This window comes from Shewanella sp. NIFS-20-20 (genome assembly GCF_019209865.1).
In the GTDB taxonomy this organism is placed as follows: Bacteria; Pseudomonadota; Gammaproteobacteria; order Enterobacterales; family Shewanellaceae; genus Shewanella.
Genome location: NZ_JAHUTT010000002.1, coordinates 97,795 through 110,584 on the forward strand (window position 1 = coordinate 97,795; position 12,790 = coordinate 110,584).

Genomic DNA, 12,790 nt, shown 5'->3' on the forward strand with positions numbered 1-12,790 from the left:
AGAGCCAAAAAAATCAAAAGAGCTATGTTACTTGTTAGCCTGAGCAAATGAAAGTGTGTACACTAACTCTAGAGTCGCTATTCACCGGAATTTGGTATCTGCATCAATGGCAAAGCTTATTACCCTGATCAAACTGTTACCCAAAATGCACCAAATATTGCTCAGTTTGTTATTGTTGATCATCTTAGTAATATTTATGTTGCCAGCAGAGCAGTCTACGGCCAGCCAACAAGCGCATAAATCCGTGTCCCAAACAGACCAGCCACAGGCATTTGATACCCCCTTGGCATTTCGCGCGCCAACGCCCCCCGGTGCCAGCACGCCAACCGCATTACTCACGGCCAGAGATCAAGCCCCAGCCATCGCTGACACCCCGGCGCTAGCGACGGATACACCCGAGTTAGTCACCGAGTTTGGACCACAATTAAATAGTCAACAGGTAACGGTTAAGCCCGGCGATACCTTAGCGGCGATTTTTCAACGTGCCGGTTACAGTGCACGCGATGTATATGATATTACCCAAGTTAAGTCTGCCAAGCCTTACCTGTTAAAGTTAATGCCCGGCGACACCCTAATATTATTCAGTGATGAAGACGGCAAATTAGCCGGCCTTGACCGCCAAATTGATGCCATCAGCACCCTGCTTATCCGCAAACAATTCGATGGTAAATTTAGCGCCGAGGTAGAGACTAAATCGGTAGAGCGCCGGCAGCGCTTTGCCCATGCCACTATTAAATCCAATTTTTGGAATGCTGCAGTCAGCGCCGGATTATCGCCAGGGCAAATCATGGAATTGGCCAACCTCTTTGGTTGGGATATCGATTTTGCGCTTGATCTGCGTGCCGGTGATAGCTTCACCTTAATTTATGACGATGAATATGCCGACGGTGAGTTTCTGCGCAGTGGCGACATATTAGCGGCCGAATTTGTTAACCAAGGGGATCGCTACACTGCGGTTCGATATACCGATGGCCAATATTATTCCGAATCTGGCAACAGCATGCGTAAGGCATTTTTACGCTCCCCAGTGGATTTTAAATACGTCAGCTCCAACTTTAACCCCAAACGCTTGCATCCAGTCACGGGGCGAGTAAAAGCTCATCGAGGGGTCGACTATGTGGCTGCCGTCGGCACGCCCATTAAAGCCGCGGGCAGCGGACGTGTGATTGAGGCTGGCTATAACCAGTACAATGGTAACTATGTCTTTATTAAACATAATGACACCTATACCACCAAGTATTTACACCTCAAGTCGAAAAAGGTGAAGCGTGGCCAAAGCGTCAAGCAAGGCCAAGTCATCGGTACTTTGGGCGCCACCGGCCGAGTAACAGGGGCTCATTTGCATTACGAGTTCATTGTTAATGGCGTACACCGAAACCCAAGAACTATCAACTTACCTAAAGCCGAGTCGATTGCGCGTAGCCAAAAACAGGATTTCTTAGTGCTGAGTCAGCAACTGATGGCAAAATTAGGCAAATATCAATCATCATTACCGGCGCAAACCACGGCGTTAGCCAACGAGAATTAATATGACCGCACTGTATATTGGCATCATGTCAGGCACCAGCATGGATGGTGTTGATACCGTCCTCGTTGATTTTAGTGGCACGCCGCAACTAGTCTGCGCTCATAGCGAGGTGATGCCTGATCATTTACGCAAAGGGTTGCAGCGATTGTGCCAGCCTGCGAGCGATGAAATTAACCGCTTAGGCCGGTTAGATCGCACCGTCGCCGAGTTATGTGCCAAAGCGACCAATGCCCTGCTTAAAAAGGCGGGCGTGAGTCCTTCCCAAGTCACCGCGATTGGTTGTCATGGTCAAACCATACGACATATGCCCAATCTAGAGGTGAGCTTTACCCTGCAAATTGGCGATCCTAATACCTTGGCGGTCTTGACCGGCATTGATGTGATTGCCGATTTTCGCCGCAAGGATATTGCCTTAGGTGGACAAGGCGCCCCACTAGTACCGGCCTTTCATCAACAAGTCTTTGCCAGTAAATCGGCGCGAATGATAGTCAACATTGGCGGCATGGCCAATATTACCTATTTACCGGGAAATGCCGAGCAAGTTTTAGGCTTTGATACCGGACCTGGCAATGTACTTATCGATTATTGGATGCAACAGTGTCATCAGCAACCCTATGACAAAGATGGTGATTTCGCTAAACAAGGCCAGACTGACTTGGACCTGTTGCAGCAAATGTTATCCCATAGCTATTTTGCCCAACCTTACCCTAAAAGCACCGGCCGCGAGTTATTTAATCAAGCTTGGTTATCCCACCAGCTTGCTGACTTCTCGCATTTAGCCGATGCCGATATCCAGTCAAGCTTACTGGACTTGACCTGCCATAGCATTGCCAACGATATCACCGCCATCGACCCTAACGCCCAAGTATTTATTTGTGGCGGCGGTGCGTTTAACGGTGAATTAATGCGTCGATTACAACGACTCTTGCCGAGTCAAGCTGTGCTAACAACCGAACAGTTAGGGGTATCGCCAACTTGGGTTGAAGCCATCGCCTTTGCATGGTTAGCCTTGCGCTTTAAACAAGGCTTATGCGCCAATTTACCGGCAGTCACCGGCGCCAATCGTCCCGGCATATTAGGGGCCCTGTATTGTGCCCAATAATCTTCCAGTGTCAGGGGCTAAGTCAGCTGCTAACGCTATTACAGCGCGGGATGAGTTAGTTTAATAATATCCCGCTGCGGGACTCCCGCCTCGGTGACAAACAAACGCTTGTTGTGAGTATCGACACTAAAAGAGCCAAAAGAGCTGAGGCTCGATGGCTCTAATCGGATCAAGGGCGTCAGCTGCTGTTGCTGCAGGTCATAATGGTTAATTTGCTGGTAGTCACTTTGACGGTCTCGAAACCATAAATCATTGCCTGAAACTACCCAGTTATAGTCTTCATCAAAAATGCTGTCTGCCACCGCTAATTGCGGTTCACCCACAAACTGCCATCGCCACAGGCCGGGCTTATCTCCACGGGTAAAATACAAGGTGTCGCCACTGAACATCCCATGATGTAAATCGATACCAATCCGAGTCGGCGGCGTTTGGGTGTCGAGATCGAAGGCGACTAAATTATCTTCGGTGGAGGCATACAAGGTTTTGCCATCGGTAGACCAAAACGGGCGACTATGATCGCGATAAACCGAGCTCACCATCGAGATCCGCCCAGAGCGAATATTCAATAAGTAGATCCGATTACCAGACCCTTGATCGTCTTGCGCTAAAAAGCTGACTTGTTGACCATCCTCAGACCAACGGGGATAGGCCACCCGCCGCTTAAGATCGGTATGTTGCAGCGGATGACTGCCATCAAGATCGCTGGTCCAAATCTCGTAATAGCCGGTTTGATTGGAAATATACACAAGCCGATGATTTTGGGGTGAATAATGGGCATCACGAGTATTATGCTGTTGATGGAACACTGGAAATGGTGCATAGACATAGTCATTATCGAGCTTGATAGCCGACACATTATAGCGCCGTAAATAGTTGGCAAAGACCAGTTCCGTTGATTCCGGAATAAATTTGGGATAACTGATTTGCTCAATCCCTAAGCTGTGAATGTCACCACTGTCACTATCGAGTACATAAGCTTGAGTTTGACCTGACTTTTCTTGTGAATAGACGACTCTGCGTCCATCGGGATGCCAACTTACCCCTTGAATATCTTCCAAGCCATTAGTCAAACGCTGCTCAGTCTGAGTGGCGAGATCATAGACAATAATATCTTCGGAAATGTTACTAAAACGCCGCGCAATGGCTAAGCGCGTACCATCGGGGCTAAACGCCATATCACGGTCACGGTAACCGCAATCTTGCTCACAAGATAAACGCTGATAATTAAAATTTTCATCGTCTAAATCCACTAAATATATGCCACTTACCTCGCTGTTATCTAGGCTTGAAATAATGGCTAAACGGCGACCATCAGGACTGATACTTAGGGCTGAGTTAGTGCTTGAGCAAGGCAAAATTTGCTCTGTTTCTCCGGTGGCTAAAATAAAACGAGTGAACCAGCATTGGTGTAAACTGCGACTGGCGTAATAGATGCTGCTGTCATCGATACTCCAAATGGCGCGATATTCTCGGCTACTATCTGAGGTCAGTCGCCGCACGGAAGCCTCTTCATCTGTTAATGATTTCAGATAAAGATTAGCCGACTTACCGGGCTGATAGGCACCATAGACCAGCCAGCGATGATCATGAGATACCTCCGGGAATCGCTCCGAACCGGGGTCATGGGTTAACGTCGTTAAGGTCGGTGTAGCCAGCTGTTGGTAATCCCCCCATAAGTGATAACAGGTCCATGCCAACCAACTCACGAGCACCACAACCAGACCACGAATATGCCAAGGCCTAAGCCAAGCAAGCTTAGTGACCATAACGGTCGGCATCTCAGGGACAGTGTCACTCACCGGCGGGCGAACAACATCGAGGGCCAGACGATAACCCCGTTTTCGTACGGTCGCAATGGCATCATTGGCGGGGGTCAGTTCTGCTAACTGTTGACGTAAGTGCCATATGGCATTGGTCAGCGCTTTTTCACCGACGTATTGATTGCCATCCCAAATTTGCAAGATGAGCTGATCACGACTAACGACCTCGGGCGCCGCCGCAGCTAACGCACACAACAACTCCATAAATTTGGCTTGCAAACTGACCGTAAGCGTCGGCTCGGGTAAACTGTCTTGATCTTGGCTCGCCAGCACAGGTTCACTTGGATAAAAGTGTAAGCAATGCTCATTCGGTACCACTTTACAGCTCATCGGCTGCATGAGGTCGCTGCCAAGATCTCGTAACCAGAATTCGGTTGTTATGATTGTTGTCATCCAAATCACCCATCATTACCACACATCTTTGCCACTCAAAATTAACATTCACAGCAAATGTAAGCAACTAATAATTAAAGGAATAGATGTTTAGTAGAGATTTAAACAGGCTAAAAGTGACTCTCACTTAGTTGTTGTTATTGCCAATATTCTTTACAAGGGATCAGCCATTAACATTAATCTTGATCGGCGTAACTATCAAGACGATGTCCGGCACTCGTTCCGACACAGTTTTACTTCGACTCAAGGTGACCTTGTATGCATAGCCGATTGATTTTGACCTTGTTGTTACTCTGGTCAATGAGCGACACCCTTTTTGCCAACGAATACCAAGCCAGCTCACCGTTACTCGAGCAAGTGTTGGCCACTCAAGCTTTTCCTAGCACTAAGGTCTCCCGTGATGGCAAATTGATGCTGCTGGCCACCCCGATTTCAACTCCTGACATTGCGCAATTATCCCAGCCCAAGCGCTACTTAGCCGGACTAGAATTACATGCGCACCAAAGTCGAGCGGCCAATATTAGCGGTCAATATCAAGCCATCGAATTAATTGACTTAACCAATGGCCAATTGCTCAACACTTCTGCTTTAGCAGACTATTTCCCGCTAACAGCCATCAAATTTTCGCCCGATAGCCGCCATTTAAGCGCCATCACCTTAGCCACTAACCAACCGCAATTACTGACATTAACATTGACGGCCAGAGCTAGCGTCAACCTGAGCCCCAGACCCGTCAATGGCATCTTAGGATTCGACTACCAATGGCTCGCTAATAGTCAAGGCATCATATATCGCGGCCAAACTGACCAACAAGCTATCAGCCCTCCTTATGCACCATCGCAAGCCTTGATCATTCGCGAGACTCAAGGACGCCCGGGACAAAGAACCTATGCCAATCTCTTAAAAAATGCTAACGATGCCGACCGTTTTGCCGCCCTTACCCATGCCCAGATCAGTGAATGGTCTATCGAAAATCGCCTTAACGATATCGGGCCAATTGGCCACTACGCGAGCCAAGTATTATCGCCTGATAATCGCTATTTATTGGTAAACGAATTAAGTTTGCCGTTTTCATATAAGGTCAGATACAGCGGTTTTAGCCGTGCCATTTCGGTGTTTGATCGCCACACTCAACAACTGCAGCCGCTGACACAAATCGCATCAAAAGAACATCAGGCACGAGGTAAAAACGCCACGTCTGCAGGACCTCGCCACCACCATTGGCACCCAGCTCAAGCGGCTACCTTAGTGTGGTATCAGGCGTTAGATAAAGGCGTCAGTCAATCCAAGTTAGCGCTGCGTGATAGCATAATGACCGCAGCCTACCCCAATGGGGAAAGTAAACAACGCCTAGCAACGCCAGGGCGTATCAGCCACACCCGTTATGGCGACGATGGCAGCATCATAGTCTATCAACAGGACAGATATCAGCAGCAACAAACCGTGTCTGTGTTGGCGCCGACAGGCAAGTTTTCTACTTGGTATCAACGCAGTCTGCGCGATAAGTACAGCGATCCAGGTCGCTTACATCAGCGACTCCTCGATGGCCAACACTTAGTGGCCATCGAGGACGGTCACGTGGTACATAGTAGCTTAGGCTATTTCGAACAAGGCCAACGCCCAGCGCTTAAACGCACCCGTCTGAGTGATAATCACAGTGAAATTTTATGGCAGTCTGCTCCAGATCGCCTTGAATATGTCATTAAGGTTATCAATCTTGAGCCACTGCAACTGTTGATCCGAACTGAATCAGCCACTCAGCCACCCGCGCTTAAGTTAGTCTCTGGTACCCACACAGGTAAGACACTCTACCAAGCCCCCGCCAACGCCCACAGCCTCGCGGGAGTGACCAAACAACCCCTACAATTTCGCCGCGAAGACGGCTTGATGTTATCTGGTGAATTATATTTACCCACCGGGTACGATGTAAGCCAAGGACCACTGCCGCTGCTGATGTGGGCATATCCCCGTGAATTTCAGGATGAAAAGGTCGCCCAACAAACAACCTATTCTCCCAATAAATACTTACGTATTAGCCCGCGTAGCCCCATCTACCTCGCGGGCCAAGGCATCGCCGTGCTCGATAAGTTATCCATGCCTATCGTGGCCAGCCAAACCGGCAAAGCTAACGATAACTTTCGCGCTCAAATCATCGCTAACGCCCAAGCCGCTGTCGATACTGTGGTCGAGATGGGCATCACCGCGCCAGGAAAGATCGCCGTCGGTGGCCACTCTTATGGCGCCTTTATGGTTGGTAACCTGCTAGCACATACCGACTTATTTAGCGCTGGGATTGCCCGAAGTGGTGCCTATAACCGCAGTCTCACCCCCTTTGGTTTTCAATCGGAAGGTCGTGATTATTGGCAAGCCACTGACTTGTACCTACAAATGTCCCCCTTTACTTATGCCCACCAAATCAAAGAGCCCTTGTTACTGATCCACGGGCTAGCCGATCCCAACTCTGGCACTTATCCCATGCAATCCCAACGCATGTTTGATGCCCTCGATGGGCTTGGCGGCAAGGCGAAACTGGTGATGCTGCCCTATGAAGGTCATAGCTATAAAGCCAAACAATCACTGGCACAGCTCTGGTGGGAACAGAGTCAGTGGTTACAACAACATTTAGCTGATTAATTACCTGTTGAAAGGATGCTCATGAAAACACTCACTGCAACCCTACTGGCCGCTAGCTTGTGCTCAAGTACCGCGCTCGCACAAACACCAGCGCCGACCAATATTATCTATCTTATTGGCGATGGTATGGGGCCGGCCTATACCAGCGCGTTCCGATACTTTAGTGACAACCCAGCGACGCCAGAGCTTGATAAAACCATTTTTGACCAATTGCTCACCGGCATGGCTAGCACCTACCCAGATGATGACACTTGGGTCACCGATTCTGCGGCCTCAGCGACAGCGCTGGCCTCAGGAACAAAATCCTATAACGGCGCCATTGGCGTAGACCCGCAGCAGCACCCTTTGCCGAGCTTACTTGAAATCGCCAAGCAACAAGGTTATCAAACCGCCATGGTGGTGACCTCGCAAATTAATCACGCCACTCCCGCCAGCTTTTTAGCGCACAATAAGAGCCGGCGGAATTATAATGAAATAGCCGATGAATACTTAACCAACCTCATCAAGGGCCAGCCTGTCGCCGACCTGATGTTAGGTGGCGGCCAACAGTATTTTATTCGCCAAGACAAAGATCTCGTCAGTGAACTTAAACAGCATGGCTATCAATATGTCGATAACCTTGACAACTTGGCCCAACTAACCCGACTGCCCGCGCTCGGCTTATTTGGCGATAAAGGCATGGAACCCGCACTTGGCAGTCGCCAGCCCCTACGCCTAAGCCAGATGACGGAGCATGCCTTACGTTTATTGTCTCAGTCGCCCGAGAGATTTGTGCTAGTAGTTGAAGCCAGTCAGATTGATTGGTGTGGTCACAGCAATGACATCAGTTGCGCCATGGCGGAAATGACTGACTTTGCCGCCACACTTGAGCTCGTTAAAGCCTATATCGATCAACATCCCAACACCTTAATGGTGGCCACGGCCGATCACTCAACCGGTGGCCTAAGTTTAGGGCGCCAAGGGGTGTATCAATGGGGCGCTAAGCAAGTCAAAGCCGTCACCGATATGCCTGCTGATATTGCCGCGAGTCTCCAAGCTCGCCCCAAAGCGATGACCAGCATACTAGCTGAGCAAATGGGCTTAACGCTCAACCCGCAACAGCAACAACAACTGCGGGCGGTTATCGATGATAAAGAGCAACTAGAGCAAGCCCTCAAACGCCGTATCGATGAAGCAAGCCATACCGGCTGGACCACCACCGGCCATGATGCCGTCGATGTGCAAATTTTTAGTTATGGTCAAGGCTCGGCATTATTTAATGGCCACCTCGACAATACTGAGATAGCCAAAGCATTATTGGGATTGCTCTAGCTTGTGATATTCTTAAGCAACTTTATTGGTAAGAGATAAATCATGAGCAAGAGCAAAACTGCGGCTGAATTCGCGTCGATGACCCCTGAAGGTCGCTATGATCTGATGGTAAGCCTAGTGAAACAAGAGCAAGTTATCTGGACTCTACAAGATAACGATGGTTGTGTGATGTTAACTACGGATGATGAAGACTGCATCCCTATGTGGCCAACCGAAGAAGCCGCCAACTCATGGGCAGTCGATGATTGGCAACACTGCCAACCACTGGCGATCCCATTGAACGAATGGTTAGAGCGTTGGGTACCTGGGATGCAAGATGATGATTTGGCCGTCGCAATTTGCCCGGTAGTCGATGATCTGGGCGTTGTGGTCCTGCCCCATGAGCTTGAAGAACGTTTAGTTAAACGTCAGGCGCACTAAGTCAATGACCGGGGGCAAGATGCCAGTGCCATTACTATTGCTAACGAGCGTTTATGCCTTGTTGGCTATCTCGGGCTTGCTCTACCAGCAAGCTGTCGTCGCTTCAATCCTTCTGCTGTTAATGGTACTGGCCACGATTGGCCGCCAAAAATCAGCTTGGTTGCTGATGTTGTTAATTGCAGCTGTGATGTCGTTGGCCGGGGTCGGTTTAGCGCTGTTACTCAATATGTCCCCTGATGACACTGCGCCAGCTTGGCTGACCCGCCTTCAAGCTTGGAGCATGCTCCAGCAAATGCTGTTAATTTCTGGCTTGTTGTTATTGGCGGGAATACAGCTATGGGTGGCACTGATGCCAACAGTTCGACAATGGTTTAAACCAAAGATGAACTTCAATATCATTCAGTCCTAAGCGCAGATACAAAAAAAGCCGTTGAATCAACGGCTTTTTTATTAGCTTATGGCGATTAAACCGAGAAGCTAGCACCACAACCACAGGTGGTGGTGGCATTTGGGTTCTTGACAAAAAAGCGAGAACCTTCAAGGCCTGAGGTGTAATCCACTTCACCGCCCACTAGATATTGTAAGCTCATTGGGTCAACAACCAACTGCACCCCTTGCTTTTCCACGGTAAAGTCACCTTCGTTGACTTTTTCATCGAAGGTAAAGCCATACTGGAATCCTGAACAACCGCCGCCAGTCACATACACTCGTAACTTAAGCGCGTCATTTTGTTCTTCAACCAGCAGACTTTTTACTTTCTCAGCGGCCGCATCGGTAAAGCGGATGGGCATCGCTGTTTCAGCTTGATCAGTCATTACTACCTCTTAACTCTGTTTGCTGCTCGGAATTATCTATTACCTGAGTGTTTTGTTCAAGTATTGTCTGAGGGCTCTGCGCCCCTTGCAACACATCCACGGCATTAAAGCTTTGTTGTGCCTGAGCACCTTTATTCCAACGGGTGGCAGGCACTACGATTTTGGCATCGATTTGCTTAAGCTCAAATCCCTCAGGCAAACTAAATGTGCTGTCTAAGATTTGAAAATAGCGAAAATTAAAATCCAAACTGTTGCCGGTCAACGACACCAGTGTTAACTCTTGACTCTTGCCATCTTGCAGACCAATAAAGCGGATCTCAGCCTTCCCTTTCAGTAAGCGTTTACGTTTTTCCAGCTGGGTTAACACCAACTGCAATTGTAATTGCCCAGGCTCAATGCCGGGCAAAATTTCTAAGGTATTGATGGCAATACCTTCAGCGACTTGTTCTGGTGCCATAATGCTGCGATAAAATGCCAGCTCACGCTTTACTTGCGACAATTGCTGCACTTGCTCATTAAACAATTGCTGCATATCTTGGTTGGCCTGCGAGGCGACCGTCAGCGCCATATTGTTACTGGCTAACTGTTGCGAGCGCTGATCTAACTCGGCGCGTAAACGGACGATTTCCTTTTTTTCGGCGACATTGACGTTAACCGGCACCTCTTGCCAAAAAATACTCGCCATCACCCCAAGACAAAAGGCCACTAAAACCAGTAACATCATGTAGACATGGGACGAACGTTGGATCGCACCTTTACCTTTTAGGCGCCGGCGCCACGCCGATGTATTTGACATACTTTCAACCTTTTATCCATTTAACAGCAAGGAACGTCAGTGCAAAATAACTTGCGCCGCCTCGCGGAACAGTTAAATGACTATCTCAAACAGCCACTGAGAGATCATTTATCTGTGGCTAAAACCAGTTGGCAATTGTGCATTTTGGCGCTCATATCCGCCATGCTCGCCTCAATAGTCATCATTTTACTGCGATTATTATTAGAGTGGACCGACACAGTCACCCATGCGCAAATCATGGATTTTACGGGGATTGCAACTGACTGGCGAGTCTTGTTACCACTTTTTGGTGCAATTTTAATTCGCCTCGTGGCAAAACTGGGATCTAGACGTTATAAGCGGCTTGGCATCGCTTACGTCATCCATCGTTATAAGCTGCATTACGGCAAGCTGCCACTGCAATCCGCCGCCGCCCAATTCTTTCAAGCCTTCTTTGCTCTCGCCAGCAATTTCTCCGTGGGCCGCGAAGGCCCAGCAATCCACCTAGGCGCAGTGACTGCCAGCGTGATCGCGGCTAAAATGCGCCTGCCTAATAACAGCGTCCGCATTATGTGTGCCAGTGGGATTGCTGCTGGGATAGCCGCCACCTTTAATGCCCCGCTCGCGGCGGTCATCTTTGTGTTTGAAGTCATCGTTCGTGAGTACAAACTCCACTATTTCTTCCCCATCATGCTATCTGCCTTAGTCGGAGCCGTTAGCAGCCAATTAGTGTTTGGCAACATTCATGAATATGACAGCATCAATGTCATTCATATTCCGGTGACACATTACCCATTGTTAGCCATTGTCGCTATCGCCCTCGGAATATTTGCCGCGTTATTTAATCGCACCTTAGTCAAGGTCACAGCCCTTAGCCAACCTTGGGGCTTAAGCGCCCGCTTATTACTGGCAGGCATCATTACCTCCGCCATTGGTCTGTTGCTTCCCCAAGCACTTGGCACCGGCGATTTGGCCATTGAGGTGGTGATCAGTGAACACCCTGGGATGCTGTTTTTGCTGGCTCTACTCGCGGCTAAATGCATTGCCACCATCGCGGCGATTGGCCTTGGGATCCCAGGCGGCCTCATTGGCCCCTTGTATGGCATTGGCGCCTTAATTGGTACCATATTTGCCCTCATCAGTGCGTGGATATTTCCGGAGTTAACCCCCTTTATTGGCTTATATACCGTGATTGGGATGACCGCCATGATGGGAGTCTGCCTCGGCGCACCCTTGGCGGGATTGACCGCATTATTAGAATTAACCAATGACGCCACCATTATTATGCCGGCCATGTTTGTCACTGTATTAGCCTATTTGGTGGCTTACCAAGGCTTAAAGACTGACTCGATTTTCCTCAAGCAAATCGAACTGATGGGGCTTGGCTATAAAAAGCCACCACTGCATGAGGCCTTAGAAAAAGTGGGGGTCAGGGCGCTAATGAACCGCCGCTTCGTTATAGTCAATCAAGATCAAGCCCTGTTATTAGAAGTGCTTAAACGGGCCGAAGGGCGGCCGGTGATGATTAAAGATCCCCAAGGGCAGATTAATATGCTGCACCTTTCCATGCCCTCCGTTAGCAATGAATCACCGCTAATAAAAGAAGTGATGCAGGGACTTGAAGATAACGCCACCCTCAAAGAAGCCTATGAGAGTCTTGCGCTTAAACGCCGTGGGGAACTCTATATTTGGCAATCAAGTCCTGACAATATTGTCGGCGTGATCAGCTGGCAACAATTGCAGCAACACATTCGCGCAGGGCAAGCATAGGCTGGCATCATGCCAGCTCGGCCCTATTTGCTCGCGGAAGCCGCCAACATGCCAAAATTTCGAGCCTTTAGCTGAGATGGTGTGATTCGCACCGCTAAACTAGCAATCATTTGATAACATTTTAGGATTCGACTTGATGCAATTCTTTATCAAGCGTACATTCACTACCTGATTTATCGGTCATGGTGATGGCTCAAGGCCACCGTGACGACTCTTCTCGTT

Annotated in this window: 10 protein-coding genes; 7 read left to right on the top strand and 3 right to left on the bottom strand. The window is 49.0% G+C overall.

The window, feature by feature from the left end:
* Nucleotides 1–106 precede the first annotated feature (106 nt).
* Complete coding sequence (locus tag KU855_RS01035; protein ID WP_218528486.1) at nucleotides 107–1,528, top strand: peptidoglycan DD-metalloendopeptidase family protein; 1,422 nt, start codon at nucleotides 107–109, stop codon at nucleotides 1,526–1,528.
* A gap of 1 nt (nucleotide 1,529) precedes the next feature.
* A complete protein-coding gene (locus KU855_RS01040; protein WP_218528487.1) occupies nucleotides 1,530–2,630 on the top strand; it encodes an anhydro-N-acetylmuramic acid kinase in 1,101 nt (366 codons plus the stop codon).
* 38 nt (nucleotides 2,631–2,668) lie between these two features.
* Here the strand turns inward: KU855_RS01040 and KU855_RS01045 are convergent, their stop codons facing one another.
* Entirely contained in the window at nucleotides 2,669–4,843 is a 2,175-nt protein-coding gene (locus KU855_RS01045) for a winged helix-turn-helix domain-containing protein (protein ID WP_218528488.1), read from the bottom strand.
* Between the two features lie 258 nt (nucleotides 4,844–5,101).
* Between KU855_RS01045 and KU855_RS01050 the strand changes: the two genes are divergently transcribed.
* Genes KU855_RS01050 through KU855_RS01065 form a run of 4 tightly spaced genes read left to right on the top strand, consistent with a single transcriptional unit; the run spans nucleotide 5,102 to nucleotide 9,617 of the window.
* Nucleotides 5,102–7,477, top strand: coding sequence for a S9 family peptidase (locus KU855_RS01050; protein WP_218528489.1), 2,376 nt, complete (start codon nucleotides 5,102–5,104; stop codon nucleotides 7,475–7,477).
* A 21-nt stretch (nucleotides 7,478–7,498) separates the two neighbouring features.
* Nucleotides 7,499–8,788 (top strand): alkaline phosphatase, encoded by a 1,290-nt coding sequence (locus tag KU855_RS01055; protein WP_218528490.1) that lies wholly within the window; start codon nucleotides 7,499–7,501, stop codon nucleotides 8,786–8,788.
* Nucleotides 8,789–8,830: 42 nt separating this feature from the next.
* Nucleotides 8,831–9,208, top strand: a complete 378-nt coding sequence (locus KU855_RS01060) for a DUF2750 domain-containing protein (RefSeq protein WP_218528491.1) — start codon at nucleotides 8,831–8,833, stop codon at nucleotides 9,206–9,208.
* Between the two features lie 19 nt (nucleotides 9,209–9,227).
* The gene (locus tag KU855_RS01065; protein WP_218528492.1) at nucleotides 9,228–9,617 is read left to right on the top strand and encodes a hypothetical protein; all 390 of its coding nucleotides are present in this window, start codon (nucleotides 9,228–9,230) and stop codon (nucleotides 9,615–9,617) included.
* A 55-nt stretch (nucleotides 9,618–9,672) separates the two neighbouring features.
* Here the strand turns inward: KU855_RS01065 and erpA are convergent, their stop codons facing one another.
* A complete protein-coding gene (erpA, locus tag KU855_RS01070) occupies nucleotides 9,673–10,023 on the bottom strand; it encodes an iron-sulfur cluster insertion protein ErpA (RefSeq protein WP_218528493.1) in 351 nt (116 codons plus the stop codon).
* The gene (locus tag KU855_RS01075; protein ID WP_218528494.1) at nucleotides 10,016–10,819 is read right to left on the bottom strand and encodes a DUF6776 family protein; all 804 of its coding nucleotides are present in this window, start codon (nucleotides 10,817–10,819) and stop codon (nucleotides 10,016–10,018) included. The genes erpA and KU855_RS01075 overlap by 8 nt, the downstream gene beginning before the upstream one ends.
* A 39-nt stretch (nucleotides 10,820–10,858) precedes the next feature.
* Between KU855_RS01075 and KU855_RS01080 the strand changes: the two genes are divergently transcribed.
* Nucleotides 10,859–12,568: a chloride channel protein gene (locus KU855_RS01080; RefSeq protein ID WP_371316300.1), complete on the top strand. Its 1,710-nt coding sequence runs from the start codon at nucleotides 10,859–10,861 to the stop codon at nucleotides 12,566–12,568.
* The last annotated feature ends 222 nt before the right edge of the window (nucleotides 12,569–12,790 follow it).